Here is a 25419-nt window from a genome sequence, read left to right as displayed (position 1 = left end):
TAATTTTTGAATGGGAACAAAAAAGCCCGCTGCTGGCGGGCTAAGTGCGGTACAGCGTGTGTCTGTGCGCTACCATTCATGTACGACTGTGTTATTCGGAGAGAATGGAATGTTGCGAACCGCAGTGGCAGTTGTGGGTGTCTTTGCCGTAGGAATCGCCGCGGCTGCCGGCCCTACGGACATCAACGAAATTCGGCGGCAAAGCGTATCGAAGGACTTTGTACTCGCGACCCTTAAGGATCCGGATTCCGCCAAATTTCGGAATCAGAAGAGCTTTTGTGGCGAAGTGAACGCCAAGAACTCGTTCGGTGGGTACACGGGTTTCAAGCGGTACATCGCTGCCAGCAAAGACCTGGTCGTGTTCGAAGGAGACAAGAACCTAGAGCGAGGTGCCTTCCAAGAGGCTTGGAAGGAGTTCTGCAAGTAGGCACCTCTTCACGAGGGAGCGTCAGCGGACGTAGTGGTCGCGTCGTTGCTCGATATCGCGGAAGCGTTTGGTAACTGGAGGTCGTGTTGGCTCAAGCAGCAAATCGTTTACCGAGACTGGGTCGTCTCGTTGAGAACGTCTGCCTCGTAATGGCAGTTGTCTCCCTCATCGCCGGGTTCATTTGTGCATTGGAATTTGGCAAGACGCTCGCGCCGGACAATTACGGTCGCCTTACGCTGGTTGCCAGCGGCCCGGCGGCTCTTGCTTGGTTGGGCGCAGGAGTTTGCGCAGCTGTATTTTGGTGGGTGCTCGGAAGAATCGGGACAGCGCTTAGGTGGCTGGAGGCGTCCGAAGCCCCGACCGTAGCGGAGGCAGGGGCGGGAGATTCAGGGAGTCCAAGAAAGCCCCTATCGCGCGCAGCCCAGCAGCTTCAGATTCTCGAACAAGCAAGCAGAGACAGGGCTAGGAGCTGACATGGCGAAAGGAAAAGCGCGTCCGATTAAATTTCGGGCAGTTCACGAAAGGAACAGCTGGCGACCGGCGACGTTCAAGTCTGTCGAGCAAGCGAAAGTTGGGCGCCGCGGAGCAGCGAATCTATTTGCGGAAGCTGGTTGGCGCAGCTTTGAAAGCGAAGGCCCCGCGCACTTCGTGGTGATCTGGGATCCATCTGGCGACGCCGCGTGGGTACTGAAAAAAGCCGATAGTGAGCCGCAAGGGTTTCTGGAAGTCCAAGTGCCCATTCACCTGGCTCTCGAGTACGAGCTTAGAGGTGGTGCGTCTGTCGCGGACTTGGAAACCCACTTCCGGTGAGGTGGTCCGCGTGTTGCTACACGATCGATTAAGCCGCCATCCCGAGGCGGCTTTTTCTTTTCATGATCGCACCCACTGACCCGCCTCGTCGTCTCGCAGCCTTGCGCCAGCCCAGACTACCTGCCCAAGAACGCGCACAGGCGTGCCATTCTCCAGCGGAATGTCGTAGTAGCCTGGGTTGAACGAGCGCGCAACCCAGCGCCCAGTGAGCTTGTCCCGGGTCACAGTCTTCACGAGCATCTTGCCGTCGTAGTTGATCGCGTACACGCCGCCGCTCGCTACGTCCTGCAGGGTCAGATTTTCGTTCGGAACCACGAGCAGGGCGGCGCCGTCCCGAATGACCGGCTCCATGCTGTCGCCCTTGGCATACACCACACGCGCCTTTCCGTTGTCCGCGCCCACGGCCTTGAGGAACGAGCGGCGGAACTGGATCATGCCAGTCTGGTCTTCGCTGTGGTTCTCGATGCCATCGCCGGCGGCCAGACGCACCTCGGCCAGTTCTGGCACCTTCTCGAACCTGTCATTGGCGGCGTGCGGCTCGCCCGGTCCGGCGTTCGCAATGACGCCCGTCTGAGTGCTGATCCGGATTCTCGGATTGCGGTCTGCTTCGAATGTCGTCTGGCCACCTTCCCAGGGCGCCGGCGGCAAGCCAGCTATTCGCATAGGCAAGGGGTCATCCGCATGGTCCATGTCGACCAGGCCGCCAGGCTTGTGAGCCCGCAAAGGAATGACGTTGTTCGCCGGGGCCGCGGGCTGCGGCGACACCTGAATCCCTAGCTTCATCTGGGCGATTGCGAGCGCAATGGCTCCCTCGAGCGCGTTGAGCTGAGACTCGGGCAGTTCGTGAATCTGGTCTTCGGGGATCGTCTTGAAAGGCCAGGGCTTGTTCTGGGGCGCCGGGTCCAATGCTGCTGGCGACCCCATATCCGGCCAAGACTTGAGGCCCCAATGCTCCGGGCCTACAACGTCCGAGAAATACCGCCACATCTCCGGGAGCTTGTCCTTGGAGATGGAGCCCTTCTTGATCCAGTCGTGGATTGAAGGTGGTCTGACATTGAAATGACGTGCGATCGCCGCTTGCGAAGGCGCAGCCCCGCTGGCGATCTTCTTTTCAATGGCTGCCTTAATGGCAGCTCCGAGGTCAGTTCCATTAAGCATTGCCTAACTTTCGCCTTATGCTGCCGCATTAGGCAATTCCTATTGACAAGCATTAGGCGACGCCTAATAATGCGGCATGGACAAGAAAAAACGACACGATTCCCTCGCTCGGGCATGCGATATCGCCGGCGGCCAGTCCGCCCTCGCTCGCATCCTCAAGGTGACGCCGGTCAGCGTTCATGAGTGGGTCAATCTCAAGCGACCGCTCCCGTCCGAGCATTGCCCGCTGATTGAGGAAGCGACCGGCGTGCTTTGTGAAGAACTGCTGCCTAGCTTTCGGTGGGATGTGCTCCGCAAGCCAAAGCGTCAGCGACGAGCACAAGAGGCGACCGCCTCATGAAGTCAATGCACCGTCGCGCTTTCGCGCCCGTCCGTCGCCCACTCCATGCGGTCGCGTTCGGCGCACAGCTCCTTAAAGATTTCCATGACTGCCGATTCGGTGGGGTCGATGAACGTCCGCTTGGCCACTTCGGCCGCGTTCTTCAAAAGCTGCTCCGTCTCGGTCATTCCGCGTCGACCGCTTCAGGCGGCTCCTCGTTCTGCTGCTGCGAAGGCTCGCTTTGTGCCGGCACTCGAGGCGGCTGAGGCAGCAGGGTGGCGTCGATGCGCGCGAAAAGGTGCGCTCGGGTCACGGGTTTGGATTCGTTGTTGTTTTCCATGTGCCGAACTTTATAGACGGCGCGCAGATGGTGAAAGGCTGAAAGGCCACAGATTTCAAGGTGACGCATGACCTGCCGATATTCCCAAACTGACTGGCGCGATGTTCTGTACACCGCAGTGCGCAACGCGCCCGGTGGCGTAAATGCCGCAGCGAAGTTCTTGAGCGAGCGCCGCGAAAAGACCATCCACCCCGAAAGCCTGCGCGCGAAACTGCGCGGCGTCGACGGCGACTCGGTAAGCGTTGAAATGGCCGAGCTGCTGACGGAGTGGATGCAGGACATGAATCGGCCGGACGCCATGGGCTGGCTGTTCGCCTTTAACAACCGCTTTGGACTGGCTGCCGAGCGCATCGAAGCGGCGCCCGTGGGTGGCTGGGAAGACGAGCTCACTGCCATCCGGACAAAGCTTTTGAAGCTGGCCGCTCAGGGCGGCAGCTTGACCAGCGTAGGCCTGGAAGCAATGTCCGACGGCGTCATCTGCGAGAAGGATGCCGACGCCATTGAGTCCCATGCCATGGAAGAGATCAAGCTTCTCTTCCGCCTGGCCCGCAACGCGCGCCGCGCCGCGCGGAAAGGGATGAAGTAATGCACAAGCAAGTGTTCGTCCTGTCGCATCCGTTGGCACGGCGCAATGCTGCTTACGCTTGCTCCCAAGCGCCGGAAGGCTACCGCGTGGAGATCAAGCCGCGGACTCGCACTCTGGCGCAGAACGACATGATGTGGTCGATCCTGACTGACATCAGCCGCCAGGTGCAATTCGTCGTGAATGGCGCGCTGGTGTCCGTGACGCCTGAAGAGGTCAAAGACATCCTGACCGCCGGCCTGCGTCGTGAAACGCGCATGGCAATGGGCATCGACGGCGGCATGGTCCTGCTGGGCCAGCGCACGAGCAAGATGACCGTGCGGCAGTTGACGGAACTGATCGAGCTGGCCTACGCCTTCGGCAATGAGAAGGGCGTCGAGTGGTCGCGCACGAGCCTTGGGAGAGACGCGTGATTCGCAACTCCACTCTGCAGCGCAAGACGCCCATGAAGCGTGCGAAAGCGGACCGCAGCGAAGGCCTTGGCCGAAAGGTCGAGATCGTCATGGGCTTCTACCGCCCGCCGGGCCACAAGCTGCCGACCCTGCTGCGCAGCGAGCAGCATCGCCGCAACGTGGCCGCATTGGACTGCGCATGCTGTGGGCGCCAGGGACCGAGCCAGGCGGCACACGCGAACATCACCAAGGGCATGGCACTGAAGGCGTGCGACAGCCTCACGTTCCCGCTTTGCCCCGAATGCCACCGCGATCTTGACCAGGGCGGGAAGCTGCTCAGAGACGTGCGTCGTCATCGCGAGTGGGTGTGGGTCGACTGGGCGCGCGCCGAACTGATGGCGCTGGGCAAGTGGACCCCGGAAATCGAATTGCACTATCGCAAGGCCATCGAGCCGTTGCGCATGCTGGTAAGCGTCGAATGAGTTGTGTGCACACGCCTAGGGTAGCTCCCGAAAAGCCGGATTTCTCCACCCGGCCTGGCGCTGTGTTTTTTGTGGAGCGCAACGGAGATTGCACCGTGGAGTTTTTCCAACAGTATCAGCACCCCGAGTGGCAGAAGAAACGCCTTCAAGTATTGGAGCGCGCCGGCTGGCAGTGCGAGCAGTGTGGCGAGGCGGACAAGCAAATGCATGTGCACCACAAGCGCTACATCAAGGGCCGCAAGGTCTGGGAGTACGACCTTGAGAACTTCGAGGCGCTTTGCAGCGCATGCCACGAAGAGAATCACGAAGCCAAGGATCGGATCAACGACATCCTCGCATGGCTTCCTGGCTACATGTGGACCGAAGCCGCTGACCTGCTGTTTGGCTGGGCCGTCGCTGATCCCGAGGTCGATCCGAAAGACTACTCGGCGTCCTTCAACGCTGGAAAGCTCGCGGGTATCTGCCAGAACCTGTCTCGAGACGATGTCCATTCCCTTATCGAACAGGCCGAGGCGCTCCGCACCAAGCCGCGCCCGCCGAGTGGACTCATCGACTAAGCCATGGCGAACGGTCCTCAAATTGAAGACGGCTTTCTCAGAATCGCGAATGAGCTTTACGACGCGATCCTGGCATTCCCGTTCACTGCCCGACAACTGAAGGTGGTCATGTCCATCATGAGAAAGACATACGGCTTCGGCAAGAAGCAAGACGACATCTCCGCGTCCCAGATTGGGGCGATGTGCGGGATGAGCCGTAACCATGCCACCAGCACCTTGAATCAACTGGCCGGGCTTCGTGTCATCACGAAGACCGCCGGGGTTTACGGGTCTGTAGTGGGGATCAATAAGGACTACAAGGCATGGGTAATTGCTAGTACCGAATCGGGACAGGCGTCCCAATCCGGTACTAGTCCCGATATGGGACAGGGTGTCCCGAAACAGGACTTTGCTAGTCCCGAATCGGGACGGGTCGATAGTCCCGAATCGGGACACACAAAAGACAACTTTCCAAAAGACAACCAACAAAAGAAAAAAGACTCTTGCGCAATCGCTGACGCGTTTGCGCGGTTCTGGGCTGTCTACCCGAACAGGAAATCCAAGGGACGTGCCCAAAAAGCGTTTGAGAAGATCAATCCGAGCGAGCAGCTTCTGGCGACCATCCTGGATGCCATCGAGCGGGCCAAGACCTCGGTGCAGTGGACGAAGAATTCCGGCGAGTACATCCCGCACCCTGCGTCGTGGCTGAACGCCGCAGGCTGGGAAGACGAGTTTCCGACTGAAGGCGCCGGCGTATCGTTTGAAGGCTTCATCGAGAATTGCAGGGCGTCGGGCGAAAAGGCGATCAGCGAGTACCAGCCGCTGCTCGCGTACGTCGAAGACGCTGGCCTGCCGATGGAATTTGTCAACCTGGCGTGGCTCGAGTTCAAACGTCGTCACCTGCCCGGCGGCCCGGATGCGCACAAGGTGCAAGCCAATTGGCGCCAGCACTTCGTGAACTGCGTTTCGAACGGCTGGTACAAGCTCTGGTATGCGAACGCGGAGGAAGGCTACGGCCTGACGACGGTGGGCATTCAGGCGCAGCGCCTTCACGACAAGCGGGAGGCCGCATGAACGCCATCGCCGTACGCGTCCCCCCGCATTCCGTCGACGCTGAACAGGGCGTGATTGGCGGCCTGCTGCTGGACAACCGCGCATGGGACCGCCTGGGCGACCTGTTGAGCGCAGAGGATTTCTACCGCCACGACCACCGGCTGATCTTCGGCGCGGCGTCCAGCCTGCTGAATGCCAGCAAGCCGGCCGACGTGCTGACGGTCTTCGACTCGCTGCAGGCCACCGGGCAGGCTGAGGATGCGGGCGGCTTGGCCTACCTGAACGCCATCGCCCAAAGCGTACCCAGCAGCGCCAACGTGCGCAGCTACGCGGAGATTATCCGTGCCCACCGCGTGCGCCGCGACGTGTTGGCCGTTGGCCACGACATCGCCGAGCTCGCGGAAACAGCAGACCCGGCCGACCTGGTGGAGCGCGCGACCGGCCTGGTTATGGCGCTGGCGGACACGCGCGCCGCAGGCCGCGACCCGGTTGAAGTTGGCGCGCTGCTGCGGACCGTGCTCGAGCAGCTGGAAGCCCGCGGGGAACGTGAGGGCGGTGTTTCGGGCTTGGCCACTGGGTTCGCCGACCTGGACGAGAAGACCAGCGGCTGCCAGGACGGCGACCTGATCATCGTGGCCGGCCGGCCGTCCATGGGCAAGACGACGTTCGCGATCAACATCGCCGAGAACGTGACCGAGGATGAGGGCGTCGCCCTGGTGGTCAGCCTGGAAATGGCTGCTGCCCAGTTGGCCGAACGCTCCATCGCCCGCTACGGCGCCATCGACACCCAGCGCCTGCGAACCGGGAAGCTGGACCAAGGCGACTGGCCGCGGCTGACTCACGCCATCCAGAAGTTGGAGAACCAGCGGCTGATCATCGCGGACGATCCCAGCCTGGCCAACGTCGCTCGGATCCGCCTGGCGGCGCGCAAGGTCAAGCAGCGTCAGGGCCGGCTGGACCTGATCGTTATCGACTACCTGCAGCTGATGCAGGGCGAGGGATCCACGCGGAACGAGGACCTGGGCGGAATCACCCGGGCGATCAAGCTGCTGGCGCGCGAACTGGGCTGCCCGATCATCGTGCTGTCCCAACTGTCCCGAAAGGTCGAGGAACGCCCGAACAAGCGACCCATCCTCAGCGACTTGCGCGAGTCCGGCGCGATCGAGCAGGACGCCGACGTGGTGCTGATGGTCTATCGGGACGAGTACTACCACGAAGACAGCCCGTTCAAGGGCTTGGCCGAGATCCTGATCCGCAAGCAGCGCATGGGTCCGCTCGGCGAAGTCTTCCTGACCTTCCAGGGGCAGCACTCTCGATTCATGGATGCGGATCAGCAAGCCGTGATCGAAGCGCGCAACGCCGTGCAGTTCAAGCCGAAACCGAAATACAGCCAGTTGAGGGACTGAGATGAAACAGATGGAAGTTGCACTGGATCCGATGGCCGGCACTGCGCGGCGCCTGGTGGGCACGCTCGCTATTGATCCCGGCCCTGTCGAGTCTGGGTGGTGCGTGATGCTGCGGGACGACGTCATCCACTCTGGCGTCATGCCGAACGCCGAGCTTCTTGAATACGTGCAGCGCACGCATTTCCGCGTGAACGCAACGCGGCTCGCCATTGAAATGATCGCGAGTTATGGGATGCCCGTGGGTAAGGAGGTCTTCGAGACCTGTCTGTGGATTGGGCGGTTCGTCCAAGCTTGGCACGACCCCGAGGCGGTGCACCTGGTGTACCGCAAGGACGTGAAGATGCACCTTTGCGGGACCACCAAGGCGAAGGACGCCAACGTCCGCCGCGCCATCATCGACCTGTACCAGCCGACCGGCGGCGGCGCTACCCCTCAGATCGGCACAAAGGCTAAGCCTGGCCCGTTGTACGGGGTCTCTAGCCACGCCTGGCCTGCCATCGGGGTAGCCCTGACCCTCCAAGCCAATGAAGGAGCCCGAGCATGAATGCGGAGATTAGAGGCCCTATTCACCGCATGGCATGCGGAGATTGTGAATGACAGCCGACCTGCAGAAGTGGGAATTCCGCGACCCGATGCTGGTCGTGATGAGCCGGCAGCAGGCCGCGCTCAAGCGATCCTGCGCCGGCTGCGCCAACGCACGCACGGTGCAGTCGCCCTTCGGCGATACGGTGGTTCGCTGCCTGAAGGGCAAGCCCTACGGGCAGAAGTGCAAACAATATGAGGTGGCCGATGAGTAGGCTGACGGGCGATGACCTGTTGTGGAACTGGGCCCGCTGGACCTGGTCTGGCGCGACGGTGGGCAACATGGAGGCCTACGTGTCCTGGGAGGACGACCCGCGCCCGATCCTCCATGACCATGCCCTGGCGGTGGAGGCCATGCACGCGGGGCTGCCGTGGCATGAGCGCATGGTGATCATCGCCGAGTACCCGCAAAAGAACGCCAAGTTCGGCGGCCTGGATCCGAAGGCCCGGCGCAAGGCCGCGCGGGCATGGATCGCCAACACGACCGGCGTCGCCCTGACCGAAACCGAATACAAGCTTTACCTGGGCCTGTTCCGCGGCCAGGTTGAAAGGAGGCTGGCGTGAAGTACGCGCACGAAGTGATGGACTTGATGGGTGCTTACCCGATGCGCAGCTTTCGGATGCTGGAGCTGGTGCGCCATGTGACCCGCGGCCGGACGCTGGAGCCGCGCGAGCGGGACGCAGCGAGGAAGGCCGTGCAGCGGGTGCTTGATGCGCTCGTGGCCGCTGGATCGGTCAAGGTCAGCGCGCCTGCAGAGGGCCGAGGCTCCTTTGCAGAATACTCCGTGTCCCACAAGTGGGACATGATCCCGCCAAAAGTGGGACGAGAAGTGGGACAATTCCCCCGGGCTCTTGCGCCCTAAAGGAATGCAATAGCCCCTCGCATAAGCTTAGGATACGAATTCGTTCAGGCATTATGAGTTTCCATCCCTTTCCGCCGCTTTGAAAACATCAGAGAAAGCGCCCTCGGCTGCTGATCCTTTCGATCAATTGTGTGAAAATGTGTCTCCAAAATCACCTTAGGAGATTTTCATGCCCCCGAAGTTCGTACAAGTAGCAGTCGCGCCTCCAAAAGACGGAGCAACGTTCCATGTGATCGTCGCCGTTGCCGAAGACGGGAGTATCTGGAAAGCCCAAGTCGCAGGTCATGCGGACGAAGTTCGAGATGGCTGGGTGCGCTTGTCGACCCCCGAAGAGTAATTTGATGCCAACCGCCTCCGGGCGGTTTTTCTTTATGCACGACGATCTGAGGGTTTCCCGGGCCCGTTTCCCAAGACATTTTCAACGCCAGTGCGTGTGGATGCCCATGAAGCAGACGATGATGGCAGGAAGGGCAAGCAGGACGGGGACCGTGCAATCCTGCATGCCTTCGGAACGGAGGAACGACGCTCCCAAGGCAATCGCGCGGTACCGCCATCGGCTAATGAAACCTAGTTTGAAGTCCAGGGTGCCAATTGCTCCGACCTCATCCGAGGACGGTTTGTAGCGAGCTGTAAAGGCAACTCGAATGCGCCCCTTGTCGCGAGGGGATTCGACGGCATTTACCCATGCGCCTGTCTCGTCCTGATACGAAAACAGGAAGCCCGCGTACTGCATAGTTTGCCCCGGCCTGTCGTTATGGCTGTCCCATTTGAGCTCGTCCAGCCATAATTTTCTGCCTTTTACGGCCGACTTGAGCCCACGATGCAGAAGTTTGGCCAGCGCAATGCCTTTGTACCAATGGTAGGCAGACTTCGCCTTGTTCCAACTGACCGTCGTATCCGAATCAGTCCAGAATCGCCAGACTTGATAAGCGAGAATTGCTAGCGCAACAGCCCATATTTTGCATGCGGTGGATTCTGGTTCTGGAATGTTCATTGCCGAAACTATCGCCGTAGGCACAGGCAATTTTAAGAACGCGGAAATGAGAACGGCTGAGACCGTCAACATCAGGTTGCGTCTTTTCTTGTTCGTCGTTTCGTCCGGCATTGAACTTGGCATGCTAGCTCCTCAAATAACGTTTTGTAACTTTAGCTGAATTGGCTTCAAGGGACAGCAGATGGCGTTGACAGACAAGCAGCGCCGCTTCGTGGATGAGTACCTCGTTGACCTCAACGCCACGCAAGCGGCGATCAGGGCGGGGTATAGCCAGAAGACTGCCTCGTCGCAGGGCGAACGCCTGTTGAGGAATGTTGAAGTCTCCCTGGCGGTACAGGAAGCCCAGGCGAAGAGATCGACGCGAGTCCAAGCCGACGCCGACTACGTGTTGCGTCGCCTGGTAGAGATCGACCAGATGGACGTGCTGGACATCATGCGCGACGACATGTCGCTCAAGCCGGTCTGTGACTGGCCCCTTGTATGGCGCAGATATCTGTCCGGATTCGACCTCGGCGAGATGTTCGAAGGCCGCGGCGAGGAACGTGAGATGGTCGGCGTCCTGAAGAAGATCAAGTGGCCGGACAAGGTGAAGAACCTTGAGCTGCTTGGCCGACACGTGGGAGTAAGGGCATTCCGGGAGCAGGTGGAACACACGGGCAAGAATGGCGGCCCCGTGGAAATCGCCACGCTGAGCAAAGAGGAATACCGCCAGGCACGCCGCGAGATGCTGGCCAATGACGACTGCTGAACAGCGAGACTACGCCCGCCGGCTAGAGTGCGAAGAGGACGGCCTGTACTTCGCCCGGTACTTCTTCAAGCAGCGCATGGGCAACAAGATGATTGTCGCGCCGCACCATAAGGTGATTCAGGACACGTTGGACAGGGTGGTCAGCGGCGAGATCACGCGGCTGATCATCAATATCCCACCCGGGTACACGAAAACGGAGCTGGCAACGATCAACATGATCGGCCGCGGCCTGGCGCTGAACAACCGCGCCCGGTTCATGCACCTGTCCTACTCGCATAACCTGGCGCTGCTGAACTCAAGCACCGCGCGCGGCGTCGTGAAGTCTCAGGCATACCAGGCACTGTGGCCGATGGCGCTGAAGGACGACGCGGACAGCAAGGCCATGTGGTGGACCGAGCATGGCGGCGGTGTGTATGCCTCATCGGCCGCCGGCCAGGTCACCGGCTTTCGAGCAGGACACATGGAGCCGGGATGGCAGGGCGCGCTGATCATTGACGACCCGGTTAAACCGGACGACGCCTACAGCGACACGGTGCGGGGCGGGATCAACGACCGCTTCAACGAGACCATCAAGTCTCGCTTGGCGATCGAGACGACTCCTATGGTCGTCATCATGCAGCGGATCCACTATCAGGACCTGAGCGGGTACTTGCTGCGGGGCGGGTCGGGCGAGAAGTGGCATCATCTGAACTTGCCGGTGATCATCGACAGCAGCGAGCCTTACCCCAGCGAGAACACGCACGGGATACCGATCGCACACGGCTTGCCGGATGGCTGGCTGTGGCCCTACAAGCACAATGAGACCCACCGGACGGCGCTGTTTGCCCACCGGCGCACGGCCGAGGCGCAGTACATGCAGCGGCCCCGGCGGTTCAACGCTGAGGGCGCCCTGTGGACAGAAGCGCTGGTAGCCGCAGCCCACGCGCTGCAGATTCGACATGACCGACATCGTACGGTGGTGGCGATCGATCCGCAGGCTACAAACAGCGACGAGAGCGACGAAACTGGCATCGTTGCTGCGAGCTCTTATGGCGCTGGCGACGCCAAGCAGTACTCGGTCGACGGCGACTACAGCGGCAAGTTCTCGCCGAATGGATGGGCGACCAAAGCCATGGGCGCCTATGACCAGCATCGAGCCGATGCCATCGTCATCGAGACGAACCAGGGTGGCGATATGGCTGAGGAAACCCTGCGCAACGCGGGCTTCAAGGGCCGGATCGTCCGGGTGCATGCCAGCAAAGGCAAGTACGCCCGGGCCGAGCCTATATCGGCGCTGTACGAGCAGGGAAGGGTTGCCCACCAGGGTAGCCTGTACCTGCTCGAGAACCAATTGATGGAATACGTCCCGGCCACGGCGAAGAAATCGCCCGACCGGCTGGACGCAATGGTCTACGCACTCACGGAACTCGGTGGCGCCAAGCCCATCGGGATGCTTCTCCCAGGACGGTAATGGCGATTTTCAAGCTAACGCAGCGCGCGAATGGCAAGTCCATGGTCGTGCGGGCGAAGTGCGTCTCGTGCGCGCGTACCGTGGCTGTTGAGAACGCCGGACCCGAGGGAACCGCTGTCTGGCGCGACCCTGAGCGATCCAGCGTCGACCTTGTGCGCCACGACGACAGGCCCGGCCTGATTCTCAAATCGGAATGAGCATGTCAGACACGAAAAACGACGCGCAGCTTCAGTTGGCGGTGAACGCCGCACTGAGCCAAGCGCAGATTGCCCGCGCGCGCATGGGCCTGCTTGGCGGCTCGGGGATCGACAACAAGCGCCCGCAAGCGTGGTGTGAGTACGGCTTCCCCGAGGAGATCGGGTTCGCTGACTTCTACGCGCTGTATCGCCGCGGCGGGATCGCGCACGGGGCGATTGGCAAGATCACCTCTGCATGCTGGAAGACCAACCCTTGGGTCATCGAGGGCGACGACCAGGACAACGCGACCGACGAAACTGCCTGGGAGCGTGGGAACAAGCCGATATTCACGCCGAAGTTCTGGCGCGCGGTTGCGGAAGCCGACAAGCGTCGGCTGGTGGGTCGATATTCCGGCCTGCTGTTGCAAGTGCGGGACAGTGGCCGGTGGGACGAGCCGATCAAGCGCAAGGGCTCACAGCTGGTCAAGATGATCCCCACCTGGGCGGGCAGCCTGCAACCTGCGGGTTTCAACACCAACGCTCAGGACGAGGGTTACGGCCAGGTCACCAAGTGGCAGTACACCGAGCATGGGATGAACGGCAACGCCGGGCGCCAGGTGGATATCCATCCTGACCGCGTGTTCATCCTGGGTGACGCGTCTTGCGACGCGATCGGCTTTTTGGAACCGGCCTACAACGCCTTTGTCAGCCTGGAAAAGGTCGAGGGCGGCTCGGGCGAATCGTTCCTCAAGAACGCATCGCGCCAACTGTCGGTCTCCTATGACAAGGAGGTCGACCTAGCCAGCATCGCCCAGGCTTATGGCGTGACGCTGGACCAGCTCCAGGCCCGGTTCAACGAGGCGGCCCGGGAAGTCAACCGCGGCAACGATGCCCTGCTGGTGACACAGGGCGCGACGGTCAATCCGCTGGTCACAGCTGTTGCCGACCCGAGCCCGACGTACAACGTCAACCTGCAGACGGCCGGCGCCGCGCTGGACATTCCCACCAAGATCCTTGTGGGAATGCAGACCGGCGAGCGCGCAAGCTCGGAAGACCAGAAGTATTTCAATGCGCGCTGCCAGTCTCGGCGTGCCGACCTGGGGATGGAAATCCACGACCTGGTGGCGCACATGATCCGCGTCGGCGTGGTCAAGCAAATCGCCGAATACACGGTGATGTGGGACGACCTGACGGAGGCGACCCAGGCGGACAAGCTGGGAAACGCCAAGTTGATGAGCGAGATCAACCAGACCGCGCAGGCTTCCGGCACCGAAGTGTTCACCCCGGACGAGATTCGCGAGGCAGCCGGCTACGACGCTCTGGATGGCGAGCCGCTACCGGACGAGGAAGACGAGGAAGACGATGGCCCGATCACCGATCCTGCCGAGTAATCAGGCAGACCCGACAGGGGTGGATCGGCTGGAGCGGGGCGCGATGAAGGACTTCGACCGGCGCATGCGGCGGGTGCGGGCTGGCTACGTCGAGGCGCTGGGCCGGATACCGGCTGAGCCCGTCGTGAACAAGCGCTACACGTTCAGGCTTGATCAGGCGCTGCTGTCGGCTGTCTTCAACGAGACAGACCGGCTTGTCGATGAAATCCTGCTGGAAGGTGGCGAGCGCAACCTTTGGCTCTTTGAATCCTACGTGGGCGTCGCCTATCAGCGCGGCACCGCGCAGGAGTTCGCCAACTTGGGGCAGCAATCGCCAGCCTACAAGGCTGGCCGAGACTCCCTCCAAGCGTTGCTGAGGTCGGAGCCGTATCAAGCACGCCTGTCCCTTGTGCGCGCGCGCCAGTTCGAGGAGATGAAAGGCTTGTCCGGCCAGGTCAAGGCGGACATGTCCCGCATCCTCTCGGACGGCTTGGGGCGCGGACTGAACCCGCGCGACATCGCCCGGAACCTGACAGAGCAAGCAGGGATCGAGGCTCGCCGCGGGCACCGGATCGCGCGGACTGAGGTCCCGATGGCTCTGCGCCGCGCCCGATGGGACGAACAGGATCAGGCGCAGGACGACTACGGGACGCAGGCCAAGCTGATGCACATCTCAGCGCTCAGCCCCACCACCCGGCAGTCACATGCGCGGCGCCACGCAAAGCTGTTCACGAGCGAGGAAACGCGGGAGTGGTACTCGAAGGATGCCAACGCGATCAATTGCAAGTGCAGCCAGGTGTCGGTCCTTGTGGACGACAAGGGCGAGCCGCTTGTGCCGGCCATCGTTGATCGCGCGCGGAAGAACTTCCAGGTAATGAAAGACAAAGGCAACGGCCCGTGGGCCGACGACAAGGAATAGCCATGCCGATGCAGGTAAACATCCGCACTCAGGTCAACAGCAAGTCTATTCGCCGCGAGCAGCACAACGGCCGGGAGCACATCGTGATCCCCAGCTACACGATGCCGTTCGACGTGGTCATGAACGGCGGCCTATATCCAAAAGACCAGATCGTCGCCAACTACAAGAAGCTTGAGGGCACTTTGGCTCCGCTGGGACACCCCACCGTAAATGGGGAGTTCGTGTCGGCGTTTTCCCCAGAAGGCATCAACCTGGGGCATATCGGCGCCTGGAACCGCAATACAAAGCTGGTCGGCAACCGCGTCTACACCGAAAAATGGATTGACGTGGAGGTCGCGCAGACCTCGGAGGGCGGCCGGCGCGTCATTGAGCGCGTTGAGCAGTTGGAGAAGGGAGAGGGCGAGCCAGTGCACACCAGTGTCGCCGTCTTCGTGGAGCGTGAGCCGGCCGTCAACGCTGATGGCTATCAATGGACCGCCAAGATCCACGATATCGATCACGACGCCATCTTGCTTGACGAGCCGGGCGCCGCCACCCCAGAGCAGGGTGTGGGCTTGATGGTCAACGCTGACCAAGCGAAACCGCTTCATGTGAATGCCGGCGCGCTGGTTGGTGAGTCTTTCCGTGAGCGCGAGAACCGCATCCAGGCAGCCGCCAAGGCGCGCTTTGCCCCGGTCACTGAGGATTACGTGTGGGTCGCAGACTTCACTGACACCCAGGCAATCTTGGTACGAAACGGAGGCACATCCGAGGTCTACGGCTACACGAGTGAAGGCGGAAAGATCGTCTTCGATGACGTTGGATCACCGGTCGTGCGCCAAGAATCGTGGGTTACCACAGTGGTGAACAGCTTCAAACGAGTTTTCAACCATCAGGCTCGGCCTGATAACACCCTGGAGGGCAATATGCCTCTGACCGCTGAAGAAAAGGCCGAGCTGACCAACGATATCAGCAAAGCCATCGCCACCAACCTGGCGGCACAACTCAAGCCTCTGACCGAGAAGGTCGAGAGCCTGGAAACCAACCACAAGACGCTGTCCGACGCGCTGACCGCGAACGCCAAGGCCGTAGAAGCCGACAAGCGCAAGGCCGTGGCCGCTGTGCATGGCGACATTGTGGCCAACGCGCTGTCCGGCGAGCCCCTGGACGCCATGTTTAAGGCGCTGGGCACGGCAGCGCCCATCACCAACGGCCAGGTTGCCGACTCCGGCAAGCCGCGCTTCGACGAAGTCCCGGAATAAGGAGGCCGATCATGGCTGTGAAATGGAACAAGATTTACCGTGGCGGCGTGCACCGCACCACCCCCGAAACGCGTGAAGTGAACGCGCCTGCCACTGGCACGTATCTCCCGGGCACTGCCGTCACGATCACGTCCGCCGCCGGCGACATGACGGTGCAGAAGGGAATCACCGGCGTGCGCGAGTTCTGGTATCTGATCGGCGAGCAGTTGCATGGCTCCGTCGACGACAACCAGGTCGGCGGCGGCTCGTCCATGCGTCTGTACACGCCCCGCTCGGCGGACCTGATGGCAGGCCGACTGGTGGCAGGCGTCGCAATCGCCGATGACGTGCCCCTGACCATCAACGTCGATGGCCGCTTCGCCCTGGCCACCGCTGACGACCCGATCCATGCGTACATCGACGATCCGGCCAATGCCTTCCCTGGCACGACCCCGACCACGTCCACGCTGGACCAGTTGGTCCCGATCAAGATCCGCTAAGGAGGCCGAACATGGCTTTTTACGTAGACAAGAAGGGCCTGGAATCGAACTCCGGCCTGAAGAAGCAGCACCAGTTCATCGTCAACGCGCGCACCGCTAACTGGGACCACGAGACCGGTCTGATGAAGGCCGCCGGCCTGGAAGTGAACGAGGCCCGCATCCCGGCGGACGTTTGGCGCGACTTCGACACGCAGACCAAGACGCTGATGCTGTCGGATGAGGGCGGCGTCCTGCTGAACGACCTGATGCCGCTGGCACGTAACGTGCACATCGGCAAGATCGTCAGTGAATACCGCCGCTACGGCGCGGATGAGCTGGAAGTGCGTTCCAGTATCGACGGTCAGCATCGCAAACCGGTGAATCACGTCAGCTTCGACTATGACGGCGCGATCGTCCTGGTGCACTCCACTCAGGTCGGCCGGGTGTGGCGCGAGCTCGAGGGTATGCGCTCGGAAGGCTATGACGCTCTGCTGGACGATCAGGCCGCCGCGACCCGCTTCGTGCGCAAGCGCACCGTGGACAACTTCGTCGACGGCACCCCGGACCTGACGTACAAGAGCTATCAGGCGTTCGGCATCAAGAACAATCCGAACACGATCGCGCTGAACCTGGGCGCCGCCGGCCTGAACGTCGACCTGACGAGCCCGACGCTCACGTTTGATCAAGCGTGGGGCGCCTTCGTGGCAGCCCTGCAGGCGCTGCAAGGGCAAGGCAACAACGCCGTCGGCAATGTGACGTTCTACATCTCCGACGCGATCTGGTTCAACCTGCTGCGTATCGCAAATCCGGGCACCAACAACACTGAAACCATCCTGCAAGGGCTGCAGCGCATCCCCGGCGTGGCTGGCTTCAAGCGCACCGACACCGTCACCGGCAACGAGTTCCTGGCCATCATCCTGTCCAGCGAGTACATCCGCCCGGTCGTCGGCATGCCGGTCACCACCACGCCGATCCCGCGCGTGACGCCCATGGATGATTGGCATGTCCTGGTGTGGGGCGCCTCGGGTCTGCAGGTCAAAGCCGACGCGCAGGGTCGCAGTGGCGTGCTCTACGCCAGCGCGGCCTAAGGGGGGAAGCATGGCGAAATCCAAGTACATCCTCCTGCGCAAGATCATCGGCGCTGGGTCTCTGTTGCCCGGCTCCGTGATCGAACTCTCGCCGGAGCAGGCAGCGCACCCGCTGTACCGAAGCCGCGTGCGGAAAGCCGATGGTGATTCCAAGGTCGGCGCGCTGAGCGTTGACGTGTCGGTGACCGCCACGGCGGAAGCAGAACGCATCCTGGAGCAGGCCAAGCGTTCGGTTGAGGGCATGGCCGCTGATGCTAACGCCGAGGCGGACCGTATCGTCGGTGCTGCCCGCGAAGAGGCAGGCCGCATCCTGGAAGACGCTCGTCAGGAAGCCGGCCTCATTCGCGCTGCTGCAGCCGGCGGAAGCCAGTCGGGCGACCTGACGCCGGCGACGCCCGGCGCCACGGACTTGAACGAGAAGGATCGGAAGGCCCTGATCGTTGCCCGGCTGAAGGAGCTGAAGGTTGAGCACGACGGGCGCAAGGGCGCCGACGAGCTCGCCGCGTTGCTGCCTGACGGTGAGCCGCTGAAGCCTGCCACCAAATAACCGCCTTCGGGCGGTTTTCTTTTGGCCCCGCCTGATGGTGGGGCCATTTCTATTTTGAGGTCTGGATATGGTGACGATCGACCAAGCCAAGCAGTATCTGGAGGGCCAGGGGATCGTCCTGCCGGACTTCGTGCTGGCGGCCCTCGTGGGCCAAGCCAACAGCATCCAGGAATGCTTGGATGAGCACTACACGCCGGAGACGGCGCTCCTGATCCAACTTTACCTGCTCAGTTTGATGGGACTGGGCCAAGGTGACCGCTACATCAGCAGCCAAACGGCGCCCAGCGGTGCGTCGCGATCGTTCCGATATCAGGGATTCGCGGACCGCTGGAGCGGCGCGCTGTCGCTGCTCCGGGGCCTGGATAAGTTCGGCTGCGCGTCTGAGCTGATCCCGCCCGACCCGACTAAGAAGGCGTTTGCCGGCATGTGGATCGCCAAGGGCGGGTGTCACGAATGAGCGCAACCGCGAACTGGAGCTATACGAACATCGCCACCATCCGGCCGTTCGTGTCGATCGACATGTTGACCGGGGAAACGGTCTACGGGGACGAGTTCGATATCGCCTGCACCTGGACCACCGAAAGCAAGATGGAGCGGGAATCGGGGGGGCAGGGCGGCGCGCGCGGGGCCGAGTTTCTGTCGCAGCACGTCATCTTTACCGAGGACAAACGGCCCAAGTACCTGGACCTGATCAGCTTCGATGGGTCGAACGGCTGGGAGGAAATCCGATCGGTGACGAACTGGGATATGTCCTTCTTCGGCGAAGAGCCGGATTTGAAACTGGTGACCTGACATGCCGGTCAAGGGAATCGAGCGCGTAAAGCGCAACTTCCGCATGGCGATCAAGGACATCGGGGAGGGTAAGACCGAGCGTGCTGTCTACGAGACGCTGTGGCAGGGGTCAGCCATGGCCGCCCAAATGACGCCCATCGACTCCAGCAATTTGGTCAATAGCCAGTACGCGCCTCAGATCGACGTCCATGACGGCAAGGTATCCGGCTCGGTTGGATACACAGCGGCATACGCTGCCGCCGTGCATGAGGCGTCAGGAAAGCTGAAGGGCAAGCCCCGCGCGGACTTTGGGAGGACTCGGGCCGGAGTGTCTTTTGGGGGAGGAACCGGCAACGGCAACTACTGGGATCCGAACGCAGAGCCTGAGTTTCTTACGAAGGGCTTCGACCAGATCAAGGGCGCGATCCCGGCCATTCTGATGAGGAACTACGGTGTTTGATGCCTTCGTCGATTGGGTGAAAGCCACCGTGGGACAGGACTACCTGTACAGCCGCGGCATGTGGGTGGACAGCCCCGCAGTCCATGAGGCATTCATCGCTTCTGTGCAGCAGACGGGCGGCTCTGATCCAGACGTAGAGGACCGCCGCCTGCGCTTCAGGGTGATCCTGCTGGGCCCGCGAGACGGGCGCAAGCATGTCACTCAAGTCGAGCAAACCATGGAATCACTGGCCCAGGCCGCATTAGGCGATTCGTCGCCCTGCGGCGCTGCGTCCGTGCGCGCGGTCGGCGAAGCCGTCGGCCCCGGCTACACGAGCGAGAACCGCCCTTGGTACTCGCTTGATTTTCAAGTGCTTTTATAACTGGAGGCCACTAATGGCTACTTGCAAGAACCAGAAGTATGTTGGCCGTGACGTGGTCCTGGAGTACCACATCGGCTGCGGCGATCAATTGCCGGTCGAAACGGATTGGAAGCGTTTCGCCGCTTTGCGCACCAAAGAATTCACCCTGGAATGGGAAACGGCTGACGCCACCGCGGATGATTCGGTCGGCGCGCTGCGCGAAAACATCGCGACGTTCCAGACGCTCAGTATCTCGGGCGATGGCACCGCGAAGGCCTCCGGCGCCGGCTCGGAGAACCTGATCGAGATCACCAAGCACGTTGCGCGTCCCGACGCTACGGGCGGCCAGCCGGTTGCCTGGATGCGCATGACGTTCCCCGACCTGACATTCACCGCCTTCATGCTCGTTTCGAACATGAGCCGCAGTGCGCCATTCGATGACGTCGTGACTTTCAGCCTGGAAGCCAGCGCGACGGGCAGCGACTTCGGCTTGATCGTTGAAGACACCCCCAATCCTGACGCAGCGGACCCCGCCAGCGTTGACGTGATCCCGACGTCGCTGAGCCTGGCCGTGGGCGAATCGTTCAACGCAGAGGGCATTGTCCTGCCCGTCGGTGCGCCGCAAGGTCTCCGCTGGACGTCGTCGAACCCGGCTATGGCGACTGTCAACCAAGTCACTGGCCAGATTACCGCCGTTGCCGCCGGCTCCGTGACGATCACGGCAGCCTCGAGCGTGGCGCCCAGCGTCAGCGACACGGTTGCATTGACCGTGGTCCCGCTGGTCCAAGGCATCACCGTATCGCCGACCGCAGTTTCCGTGGAAGAGGGCGCCACGCAAGCGCTGACCGCGTCCGTCTCGCCGTCTGGCGCAGCGCCGGGCCTGGTTTACGAAAGCGCCGCGCCCGCTGTGGCGACGGTCAGCAACGTTGGTTTGGTCACGGGCGTCGCCGAGGGCACGACCAGCGTCAAGATCTCCAGCGCTGCGCGTCCGTCGGTAAGCGTGACCGTTCCGGTGACCGTCACCGCGCCCTAAGCCATGATCCTGACCGAAATTGGCGAGGTCGGCGTGTACTCGGGCGAACAGGCGGTCCGCCTGCGACCCTCCTTGTACGCGATGTCCCGATTGGGTGATCCGGTCGAGATAGTCGAGACGTTCGCTACGGTCATGGGTAGGGCAGACGATGACGCCCAAGCTGGCCGACTATTTCAGGCTGCCCTGGGCGTCATCTACGCCTGCACGGAGGATGGCGGCGACCCCTCCATGCTGTTTGGCACCTACGAGACGAGCGAAGGGACGCTGCGGTATGTACCTGGCGCCGCGCCGAATGAACATGTCGTCCCGATCGCGCGTTGCCTCCTGAAGCACGGCATTACTGGAGCCTTGTCTCCCTTGCCGCGGCGTCCGGGAGACGACGAGCCGGTGTACGTGAAAGAGTTCATCGCGCGCGACCATGTGGCCATAGCCATGGCTCACCTGGGCGTGTCAGAGCGCGACGCATGGAATATGACGATGACCGGACTGGTCGGCGCGCTGCGGGCCAAGTTCCCGCCGGCCGAGAGCAACGCACCGGGCGCCAAGGCGCCCACAAAAGAGCAGCACGACGCCACCATGGCGTGGTTTGACAAGATCGAAGCAAAGCGTAGGGCAGCGAAAGGGGTTAACTGATGGCAGGCGGAATGAATGTCGGGGCGATCTACTACGAGGTAGAGGCCGACACGTCGAAGCTCGTCAATAGCTCCACCAGTGTCGATTCGACCCTGGATAAAATGAACAAGCGGTTTGATCAGACGGACAAGGCGGCCAACCAGGCCCAGTTCCAGATGACCAAGACCGCGGCGGCGGTCAAGGGGCTCGGTCGCGAAGCCACCGTATCCTCATCTGCACTCAGGGGCCTGACTGGCCTTCTGGCCGGCCTCGTGTCGCTGCAAGGCGTCTCCAGCCTGATCCAGATGGCTGAGGCGTACAACGAGATGGCCGAGCGGGTGCAGATGGCGACATCGAGCACCGCCGAGTACAACACGGTGCAGTCGCGTCTCCTGGAAACGGCCAACAAGACTTATCGTTCGCTCGCTGAGGCGCAAGAGGTCTATATCCGCACGTCGGCGGCCCTGAAGTCGATGGGGTACGACACGGAAGCGGCGCTTGATGTGACGGACTCGCTTTCGTATTCGTTCGTGAAGAACGCTACAAGCGTGGATCGGGCAAAAAGCGCAACGGACGCCTTCAGCAAGGTCCTGAACAAGGGCAAAGTCGAAGCTGACGCCTGGGAGACCATCCTGGCCGCCATCCCGACCGTTGTGGGCGATGTCGCCACGGCGGCTGGGCTGACTGCTGAAGAGGTCCGCAAGCTGGGCGTGAGCGGGCAGTTAACCGCGCGCCAGTTGTCCGAAGGTCTCCGCACTTCGCTGGACGACAACCGCAAGGCGGCGGACGGGATGGCGACCACGATCAAGGACGCCTTTACCGCGCTGCGCAACAACCTGTCGGCGCTGGTGGGTGAGGCGAACCGGTCATCGGGCGCTACCGGTGTGCTGTCGCAGGCAGTGCTGGCGCTGGCTGGCAACCTGAACACGGTGGTCTCTGCGCTGCTTGCCATCGGGGCAGGTGCAGCCGCTAAGTACATCGCCGGCATGACCGGTTCAGTCGTGGCGAGCGCCAAGGCCGCGCTGGCGGCTCGTGATCAAGCCGCGGCCGCTTTGCAGCAGGCGGTTGCCAATGAGAGAGCAGCTGCGGCGGCGGCAGGTCAAGCCGCCGCTCAGGTGCGCCTCGGCGGCTCGCTGGCGGCTTCGACTGCTGCGGCAAATGCGCATCGCGTTGCTCAGACGGCGCTTGCTGCGGCTCAACGCGCGGCTACCGCAGCTGGAACCGGGCTAGTGTCGATCTTGGGCGGCCCCGCCGGGATCGTCGGCCTGCTCGCTACCGCTGCAGCGAGCGTGCTTCTCTTCGGAGACAACGCCAAGAAAGCCGCGCCGAACGTCGAGCAGTTGGCCGATGCCGTCGACAATCTGACGCAAGCGCAGCTTGACCTTCGCCGCGTCCAAGTTGGCGATGCGATTCAACTGGTCGAGCAGGAGGCTCGTGAGGCAGCGCAGTCGGTGGCTGGCCTCACCAAGGATATTGACGCCCTGACCGCGGCCCAGCAGCGCGGGGCCAATATCGGAGCCGAGGGGTTAAGCAATGCCAACAAGACGTTGGTGGAGCAGAGGGCCAATCTTGAGGAGGTCAATACCCGGCTGCAGAAGCTGTACGAACTGCAGGACAAACTCAACAATCAGAAGCCGCGCGAGCGCACGAGTTCCGGGCCAGCGGCGCCGGCGGATGCGGATCCGGAAGTCGCTAAACGCCTGCAAGGCATGCGCGATGAACTGGCGCTGGCTAAGCTCACCGGCGATGCACGCGCGCGCTTGGCTGCCATCCAGAAACTCGGGGCGAACGCCACCAAGGAGGAGCGCGCTGAAGCTGAGCGTCTGGCTTCCGAGATCTACACGCTTGAGCAGGCCCAGAAGGCTGGGGAGTCGAGCACCAAAAAGTCGACCGAGGCCGCCAAGGAGAACCAGAAGGTAATCGACGGCCTGGCCACGGCGCTTTATGAAGCGGGGCTTGCGGGCACCGAGCTGGAAGTGGTCAAGGCGCGGGCCGCGCTGAACCCGTTCGCAACGCCCGAGCAAGTCGAGCAGGTCGAGGCGCTGGCGCGCGCGATCGGGAAGGTAAACGAGGCTGAGCAGAACAAGAAGCTGCTCGGCCAAGTCGATCCTATTGCCGGCGCGCAGATGGAGTTCCAGACCCAGATTGAGACCCTGCGCAAGCTCAACGAAGCGAAGCTGCTCGAAGACCAGCGCTACCTGGAGTTGAAAGCCCAAGCCGAAACCGCGTATGACGAGCGGTCGCGATTTCTTCAGGAAGAGAACTTTCGGCGCCAGTCTGGCTGGAACGAGTTGCTGATGTCCAGCCTGGACCAACTCGGGGCAAGCGCGACAGACACGCTCGTGGGTATCGCTACGGGTGCCACCAGCGGCGAAGATGCCATCAAGGCGCTGGCCGGCGCAATTCTCAAGCAGGGCGTTGCTGCGCTGGTGCAGATGGGCATCCAGTACGTCAAAAACCTGATCATGGGCAAAGCTGCCGGCACCGCGGCCACAGCGTTCGGCATTGCCCAGGCTGCGACCCTGGCAACCGCTTGGGCGGTTCCGGCTGCACTCGCTTCGCTCGCATCGTTTGGGGCGAATTCCGCGCCGGCGATGGCAGGCATCGCCTCCACGGTAGGCTTGGCCGAAGGCCTTGCAATGGTTAGCGGCGGTGGGCGTCTGTACGGCGGCGGAGTCGATGCGGCGAAGATGTATCGCATCAACGAGAACGGACAGCCTGAGGTGTTCAACGCCGCAAATGGGCAGCAGTTCATGTTGCCCAACCGTCGGGGTGAGGTGGTCAGCAACCGTGACGCCACCGGTGGCGAAGGTTCGGCGCAGGGATGGCCGATGGTCAATATCAACCTGATCGAGGATCGGTCGCGCGCGGGTGAAGTTTCACAGACTCGTGACGGACAGTTTCTCACCGTAGACGCGTTCGTGGCGGATATCCGAGGCGGCGGGGAAATGTCGCAGGCAATCGAGTCGACGTACGGCACAACTCGCCAAGGGCGGTAGGGATGCAGACCAATATTAATTACCCGGAGGAATTGCCGGCACCGCTTTGGGCGCCGAACCAGTACTCGGTCGTCTCGCCCAACCAGCGAACGAACATGGAATCTGGGCGTGCTCGGCAGCGACGTAAGTTCAGTTCGGTCCCCGTGATGAGGTCGGCGACGTGGATTATGACGAGCGCGCAGGCTCGCCTTTTTGAGCTTTGGTACAAGGCGACGCTGAAGGATGGCACCGAATGGTTCAACATTCTGCTTCGACACCCCCTCGGCTACGTCGCACTCGTGTGCAGAATCTCGGGCGTGTACAACGGCCCGACCGCTTGGGGCGTTGATCGGTGGCAGTATTCGGCCACGCTCGAAGTGTGGGAGCGCCCTTTGATCTCGGATGATTGGACGATCCTTCCGAGCTTCCTGGCTCATCCTGAGATCTTTGACCTAGCGATGAACCGGGAGTGGCCGGAGACATGAGTACCTTGGCCGAAGTCTATGCGAGCGCGCCTGCCGGGGAACTCATCATCCCTACGCTCGAAATTGCGATAGCGGGGCAAGCGCCAATCCGAATCTGTTCTGGATTCGAAGACCACGTTTTGAGCGGCATGTTGTTTGAGGCCGGTTCGCTTTCGATCTCGCTGCCGGCGAAGAACACAACCGGCATGCAGACGCTTAATTTTGGGGTCGCTGGTGTCAACAGCCTGGTGCAGAAGTACTTTGATCAAGCGCTTGAGACCGGCGAGGCGGTAAAGATCACGTATCGCGAGTACCTCGAGAGCGATAAGAGCCAGCCCGCGCGGCGGCCTTATGTAATGGACCTGATCGGGGGATCACTCCAGGATGGCGAGGCGCAGTTGAGCGCGGGCTTCTTCGACGTCTTGAATCTGCGCTGGCCGCGGGAGCTGTACACCGCCCAGAATGCGCCGGGAATTCGTTACCTATGACGGTCGAGCACTTCTTGCTTACGCGGTATGCGGAGGGCGGTCGTGGGCCGAAGGATTACGATTGCTATGGACTGGTCCGCGATGCAAGGGTTGCGCTCTATGGCGCGCGGCTGCTGCCAGAGTGCGCAGACGCCCGGCCTGGGCTCATCCCGGTCATAACACGCGAAGTCGCCCGGGTGGCACGGGAACATCATATGAACGACGTGCCGCCGGCCCCGGGTCACGTAGCGACCGCCTGGCATGGCCGAGTTTGCGTGCACGTGGGATTGGTAGTGGACGTTAATGGGGGCCTTCGTATCCTCGAGACGGATAAGCCTACCGGGCCCTGCCT

The 25419-nt window shown here is 61.9% G+C and carries 34 protein-coding genes; 30 read left to right on the top strand and 4 right to left on the bottom strand.

Translation table 11 applies throughout. The annotated features are described in order from the left end of the window. The first annotated feature begins 109 nt into the window (after positions 1–109). Together B2W22_RS03165 and B2W22_RS03160 are read left to right on the top strand one after the other, a co-directional pair. Positions 110–427 (top strand): hypothetical protein, encoded by a 318-nt coding sequence (locus B2W22_RS03165; protein WP_286936162.1) that lies wholly within the window; start codon positions 110–112, stop codon positions 425–427. A gap of 474 nt (positions 428–901) precedes the next feature. Continuing rightward, entirely contained in the window at positions 902–1237 is a 336-nt protein-coding gene (locus tag B2W22_RS03160; protein WP_286936161.1) for a hypothetical protein, read from the top strand. Positions 1238–1297: 60 nt separating this feature from the next. Here the strand turns inward: B2W22_RS03160 and B2W22_RS03155 are convergent, their stop codons facing one another. Next, positions 1298–2395, bottom strand: coding sequence for a S24 family peptidase (locus B2W22_RS03155; protein WP_286936160.1), 1098 nt, complete (start codon positions 2393–2395; stop codon positions 1298–1300). A gap of 76 nt (positions 2396–2471) precedes the next feature. Here B2W22_RS03155 and B2W22_RS03150 point away from each other — a divergent pair, with 76 nt between their 5' ends. Further along, on the top strand, positions 2472–2735 hold the full coding sequence (locus B2W22_RS03150; RefSeq protein ID WP_286936159.1) for a YdaS family helix-turn-helix protein: 264 nt from the start codon (positions 2472–2474) through the stop codon (positions 2733–2735). 2 nt (positions 2736–2737) lie between these two features. On the opposite strand, the gene B2W22_RS03145 is transcribed toward B2W22_RS03150, so the two are convergent. Together B2W22_RS03145 and B2W22_RS03140 are read right to left on the bottom strand one after the other, a co-directional pair. Continuing rightward, positions 2738–2902 (bottom strand): hypothetical protein, encoded by a 165-nt coding sequence (locus tag B2W22_RS03145; RefSeq protein WP_286936158.1) that lies wholly within the window; start codon positions 2900–2902, stop codon positions 2738–2740. After that, entirely contained in the window at positions 2899–3123 is a 225-nt protein-coding gene (locus B2W22_RS03140) for a hypothetical protein (RefSeq protein WP_286936157.1), read from the bottom strand. Before B2W22_RS03140 ends, B2W22_RS03145 begins: the two co-directional genes overlap by 4 nt. Here B2W22_RS03140 and B2W22_RS03135 point away from each other — a divergent pair. From B2W22_RS03135 to B2W22_RS03090, 10 genes are all read left to right on the top strand, one after another. Further along, positions 3122–3640 carry a hypothetical protein gene (locus tag B2W22_RS03135; RefSeq protein ID WP_286936156.1) on the top strand — a complete coding sequence of 173 codons (519 nt, stop codon included), beginning with the start codon at positions 3122–3124 and terminating at the stop codon, positions 3638–3640. The two genes, B2W22_RS03140 and B2W22_RS03135, sit on opposite strands and share 2 nt — an antisense overlap. Then, complete coding sequence (locus B2W22_RS03130) at positions 3640–4050, top strand: recombination protein NinB (RefSeq protein ID WP_286936155.1); 411 nt, start codon at positions 3640–3642, stop codon at positions 4048–4050. The genes B2W22_RS03135 and B2W22_RS03130 overlap by 1 nt, the downstream gene beginning before the upstream one ends. Next, on the top strand, positions 4047–4511 hold the full coding sequence (locus B2W22_RS03125) for a hypothetical protein (protein WP_286936154.1): 465 nt from the start codon (positions 4047–4049) through the stop codon (positions 4509–4511). Before B2W22_RS03130 ends, B2W22_RS03125 begins: the two co-directional genes overlap by 4 nt. Before the next feature lie 95 nt (positions 4512–4606). Beyond that, positions 4607–5068: an HNH endonuclease gene (locus tag B2W22_RS03120; protein ID WP_286936153.1), complete on the top strand. Its 462-nt coding sequence runs from the start codon at positions 4607–4609 to the stop codon at positions 5066–5068. 3 nt (positions 5069–5071) lie between these two features. Beyond that, positions 5072–6121, top strand: coding sequence for a replication protein (locus B2W22_RS03115; protein ID WP_286936152.1), 1050 nt, complete (start codon positions 5072–5074; stop codon positions 6119–6121). Next, a complete protein-coding gene (dnaB, locus tag B2W22_RS03110) occupies positions 6118–7506 on the top strand; it encodes a replicative DNA helicase (protein WP_286936151.1) in 1389 nt (462 codons plus the stop codon). Before B2W22_RS03115 ends, dnaB begins: the two co-directional genes overlap by 4 nt. A 1-nt stretch (position 7507) precedes the next feature. Next, positions 7508–8050 carry a hypothetical protein gene (locus B2W22_RS03105; protein ID WP_286936150.1) on the top strand — a complete coding sequence of 181 codons (543 nt, stop codon included), beginning with the start codon at positions 7508–7510 and terminating at the stop codon, positions 8048–8050. A 49-nt stretch (positions 8051–8099) separates the two neighbouring features. Next, entirely contained in the window at positions 8100–8303 is a 204-nt protein-coding gene (locus B2W22_RS03100) for a hypothetical protein (protein WP_286936149.1), read from the top strand. Beyond that, positions 8296–8652, top strand: coding sequence for a hypothetical protein (locus B2W22_RS03095; protein WP_286936148.1), 357 nt, complete (start codon positions 8296–8298; stop codon positions 8650–8652). The genes B2W22_RS03100 and B2W22_RS03095 overlap by 8 nt, the downstream gene beginning before the upstream one ends. Further along, positions 8649–8951 carry a hypothetical protein gene (locus B2W22_RS03090; RefSeq protein WP_286936147.1) on the top strand — a complete coding sequence of 101 codons (303 nt, stop codon included), beginning with the start codon at positions 8649–8651 and terminating at the stop codon, positions 8949–8951. Before B2W22_RS03095 ends, B2W22_RS03090 begins: the two co-directional genes overlap by 4 nt. Before the next feature lie 418 nt (positions 8952–9369). Here B2W22_RS03090 and B2W22_RS03085 read toward each other — a convergent pair whose 3' ends face one another. Then, a complete protein-coding gene (locus B2W22_RS03085) occupies positions 9370–10068 on the bottom strand; it encodes a hypothetical protein (RefSeq protein ID WP_286936146.1) in 699 nt (232 codons plus the stop codon). Positions 10069–10126: 58 nt separating this feature from the next. Here B2W22_RS03085 and B2W22_RS03080 point away from each other — a divergent pair, with 58 nt between their 5' ends. The 17 genes from B2W22_RS03080 (at position 10127) to B2W22_RS03000 (ending at position 25088) form a co-directional block, all read left to right on the top strand. Beyond that, entirely contained in the window at positions 10127–10693 is a 567-nt protein-coding gene (locus B2W22_RS03080; RefSeq protein WP_286936145.1) for a terminase small subunit, read from the top strand. Beyond that, positions 10680–12143, top strand: coding sequence for a hypothetical protein (locus B2W22_RS03075; RefSeq protein ID WP_286936144.1), 1464 nt, complete (start codon positions 10680–10682; stop codon positions 12141–12143). Before B2W22_RS03080 ends, B2W22_RS03075 begins: the two co-directional genes overlap by 14 nt. A gap of 199 nt (positions 12144–12342) precedes the next feature. After that, entirely contained in the window at positions 12343–13710 is a 1368-nt protein-coding gene (locus tag B2W22_RS03070) for an anti-CBASS protein Acb1 family protein (protein ID WP_286936143.1), read from the top strand. Between the two features lie 43 nt (positions 13711–13753). After that, positions 13754–14608, top strand: coding sequence for a phage minor head protein (locus tag B2W22_RS03065; protein ID WP_286936142.1), 855 nt, complete (start codon positions 13754–13756; stop codon positions 14606–14608). Between the two features lie 2 nt (positions 14609–14610). Continuing rightward, positions 14611–15849 carry a hypothetical protein gene (locus tag B2W22_RS03060; RefSeq protein WP_286936141.1) on the top strand — a complete coding sequence of 413 codons (1239 nt, stop codon included), beginning with the start codon at positions 14611–14613 and terminating at the stop codon, positions 15847–15849. Between the two features lie 11 nt (positions 15850–15860). Next, positions 15861–16328 (top strand): hypothetical protein, encoded by a 468-nt coding sequence (locus tag B2W22_RS03055; RefSeq protein WP_286936140.1) that lies wholly within the window; start codon positions 15861–15863, stop codon positions 16326–16328. A gap of 11 nt (positions 16329–16339) precedes the next feature. After that, positions 16340–17395, top strand: a complete 1056-nt coding sequence (locus tag B2W22_RS03050; RefSeq protein WP_286936139.1) for a major capsid protein — start codon at positions 16340–16342, stop codon at positions 17393–17395. 10 nt (positions 17396–17405) lie between these two features. After that, positions 17406–17942 carry a hypothetical protein gene (locus B2W22_RS03045; protein ID WP_286936138.1) on the top strand — a complete coding sequence of 179 codons (537 nt, stop codon included), beginning with the start codon at positions 17406–17408 and terminating at the stop codon, positions 17940–17942. A 67-nt stretch (positions 17943–18009) separates the two neighbouring features. Further along, positions 18010–18399, top strand: a complete 390-nt coding sequence (locus tag B2W22_RS03040; RefSeq protein ID WP_286936137.1) for a DUF7370 family protein — start codon at positions 18010–18012, stop codon at positions 18397–18399. Further along, on the top strand, positions 18396–18734 hold the full coding sequence (locus B2W22_RS03035; protein ID WP_286936136.1) for a hypothetical protein: 339 nt from the start codon (positions 18396–18398) through the stop codon (positions 18732–18734). The genes B2W22_RS03040 and B2W22_RS03035 overlap by 4 nt, the downstream gene beginning before the upstream one ends. A gap of 1 nt (position 18735) precedes the next feature. Continuing rightward, on the top strand, positions 18736–19173 hold the full coding sequence (locus B2W22_RS03030) for a hypothetical protein (RefSeq protein WP_286936135.1): 438 nt from the start codon (positions 18736–18738) through the stop codon (positions 19171–19173). Next, positions 19166–19534 carry a phage tail termination protein gene (locus B2W22_RS03025; RefSeq protein ID WP_286936134.1) on the top strand — a complete coding sequence of 123 codons (369 nt, stop codon included), beginning with the start codon at positions 19166–19168 and terminating at the stop codon, positions 19532–19534. Before B2W22_RS03030 ends, B2W22_RS03025 begins: the two co-directional genes overlap by 8 nt. 13 nt (positions 19535–19547) lie before the next feature. Beyond that, positions 19548–20546 (top strand): phage tail tube protein, encoded by a 999-nt coding sequence (locus B2W22_RS03020; RefSeq protein ID WP_286936133.1) that lies wholly within the window; start codon positions 19548–19550, stop codon positions 20544–20546. Between the two features lie 3 nt (positions 20547–20549). Further along, positions 20550–21179 (top strand): DUF6246 family protein, encoded by a 630-nt coding sequence (locus tag B2W22_RS03015; RefSeq protein WP_286936132.1) that lies wholly within the window; start codon positions 20550–20552, stop codon positions 21177–21179. Beyond that, positions 21179–24157, top strand: a complete 2979-nt coding sequence (locus tag B2W22_RS03010; protein WP_286936130.1) for a tape measure protein — start codon at positions 21179–21181, stop codon at positions 24155–24157. The genes B2W22_RS03015 and B2W22_RS03010 overlap by 1 nt, the downstream gene beginning before the upstream one ends. Before the next feature lie 2 nt (positions 24158–24159). Next, a complete protein-coding gene (locus B2W22_RS03005; RefSeq protein ID WP_286936129.1) occupies positions 24160–24621 on the top strand; it encodes a hypothetical protein in 462 nt (153 codons plus the stop codon). Then, a complete protein-coding gene (locus tag B2W22_RS03000) occupies positions 24618–25088 on the top strand; it encodes a DUF1833 family protein (RefSeq protein ID WP_286936128.1) in 471 nt (156 codons plus the stop codon). The genes B2W22_RS03005 and B2W22_RS03000 overlap by 4 nt, the downstream gene beginning before the upstream one ends. The last annotated feature ends 331 nt before the right edge of the window (positions 25089–25419 follow it).

Origin of the sequence: Achromobacter sp. UBA4530 (assembly GCF_002388205.1) — a bacterium.
Lineage (GTDB): Bacteria > Pseudomonadota > Gammaproteobacteria > Burkholderiales > Burkholderiaceae_B > Achromobacter > Achromobacter animicus.
This window is presented reverse-complemented; position numbering and strand designations above follow the sequence as displayed.

Coding starts and splice junctions, on each gene's coding strand:
- B2W22_RS03165 (WP_286936162.1), top strand. CDS start 110: ATGTTGCGAACCGCAGTGGCAGTTGTGGGTGTCTTTGCCGTAGGAATC.
- B2W22_RS03160 (WP_286936161.1), top strand. CDS start 902: ATGGCGAAAGGAAAAGCGCGTCCGATTAAATTTCGGGCAGTTCACGAA.
- B2W22_RS03155 (WP_286936160.1), bottom strand. CDS start 2,395: ATGCTTAATGGAACTGACCTCGGAGCTGCCATTAAGGCAGCCATTGAA.
- B2W22_RS03150 (WP_286936159.1), top strand. CDS start 2,472: ATGGACAAGAAAAAACGACACGATTCCCTCGCTCGGGCATGCGATATC.
- B2W22_RS03145 (WP_286936158.1), bottom strand. CDS start 2,902: ATGACCGAGACGGAGCAGCTTTTGAAGAACGCGGCCGAAGTGGCCAAG.
- B2W22_RS03135 (WP_286936156.1), top strand. CDS start 3,122: ATGACCTGCCGATATTCCCAAACTGACTGGCGCGATGTTCTGTACACC.
- B2W22_RS03140 (WP_286936157.1), bottom strand. CDS start 3,123: ATGCGTCACCTTGAAATCTGTGGCCTTTCAGCCTTTCACCATCTGCGC.
- B2W22_RS03130 (WP_286936155.1), top strand. CDS start 3,640: ATGCACAAGCAAGTGTTCGTCCTGTCGCATCCGTTGGCACGGCGCAAT.
- B2W22_RS03115 (WP_286936152.1), top strand. CDS start 5,072: ATGGCGAACGGTCCTCAAATTGAAGACGGCTTTCTCAGAATCGCGAAT.
- dnaB (WP_286936151.1), top strand. CDS start 6,118: ATGAACGCCATCGCCGTACGCGTCCCCCCGCATTCCGTCGACGCTGAA.
- B2W22_RS03105 (WP_286936150.1), top strand. CDS start 7,508: ATGAAACAGATGGAAGTTGCACTGGATCCGATGGCCGGCACTGCGCGG.
- B2W22_RS03100 (WP_286936149.1), top strand. CDS start 8,100: ATGACAGCCGACCTGCAGAAGTGGGAATTCCGCGACCCGATGCTGGTC.
- B2W22_RS03095 (WP_286936148.1), top strand. CDS start 8,296: ATGAGTAGGCTGACGGGCGATGACCTGTTGTGGAACTGGGCCCGCTGG.
- B2W22_RS03085 (WP_286936146.1), bottom strand. CDS start 10,068: ATGCCAAGTTCAATGCCGGACGAAACGACGAACAAGAAAAGACGCAAC.
- B2W22_RS03080 (WP_286936145.1), top strand. CDS start 10,127: ATGGCGTTGACAGACAAGCAGCGCCGCTTCGTGGATGAGTACCTCGTT.
- B2W22_RS03075 (WP_286936144.1), top strand. CDS start 10,680: ATGACGACTGCTGAACAGCGAGACTACGCCCGCCGGCTAGAGTGCGAA.
- B2W22_RS03070 (WP_286936143.1), top strand. CDS start 12,343: ATGTCAGACACGAAAAACGACGCGCAGCTTCAGTTGGCGGTGAACGCC.
- B2W22_RS03065 (WP_286936142.1), top strand. CDS start 13,754: ATGAAGGACTTCGACCGGCGCATGCGGCGGGTGCGGGCTGGCTACGTC.
- B2W22_RS03060 (WP_286936141.1), top strand. CDS start 14,611: ATGCCGATGCAGGTAAACATCCGCACTCAGGTCAACAGCAAGTCTATT.
- B2W22_RS03055 (WP_286936140.1), top strand. CDS start 15,861: ATGGCTGTGAAATGGAACAAGATTTACCGTGGCGGCGTGCACCGCACC.
- B2W22_RS03050 (WP_286936139.1), top strand. CDS start 16,340: ATGGCTTTTTACGTAGACAAGAAGGGCCTGGAATCGAACTCCGGCCTG.
- B2W22_RS03045 (WP_286936138.1), top strand. CDS start 17,406: ATGGCGAAATCCAAGTACATCCTCCTGCGCAAGATCATCGGCGCTGGG.
- B2W22_RS03040 (WP_286936137.1), top strand. CDS start 18,010: ATGGTGACGATCGACCAAGCCAAGCAGTATCTGGAGGGCCAGGGGATC.
- B2W22_RS03035 (WP_286936136.1), top strand. CDS start 18,396: ATGAGCGCAACCGCGAACTGGAGCTATACGAACATCGCCACCATCCGG.
- B2W22_RS03030 (WP_286936135.1), top strand. CDS start 18,736: ATGCCGGTCAAGGGAATCGAGCGCGTAAAGCGCAACTTCCGCATGGCG.
- B2W22_RS03020 (WP_286936133.1), top strand. CDS start 19,548: ATGGCTACTTGCAAGAACCAGAAGTATGTTGGCCGTGACGTGGTCCTG.
- B2W22_RS03015 (WP_286936132.1), top strand. CDS start 20,550: ATGATCCTGACCGAAATTGGCGAGGTCGGCGTGTACTCGGGCGAACAG.
- B2W22_RS03010 (WP_286936130.1), top strand. CDS start 21,179: ATGGCAGGCGGAATGAATGTCGGGGCGATCTACTACGAGGTAGAGGCC.
- B2W22_RS03005 (WP_286936129.1), top strand. CDS start 24,160: ATGCAGACCAATATTAATTACCCGGAGGAATTGCCGGCACCGCTTTGG.
- B2W22_RS03000 (WP_286936128.1), top strand. CDS start 24,618: ATGAGTACCTTGGCCGAAGTCTATGCGAGCGCGCCTGCCGGGGAACTC.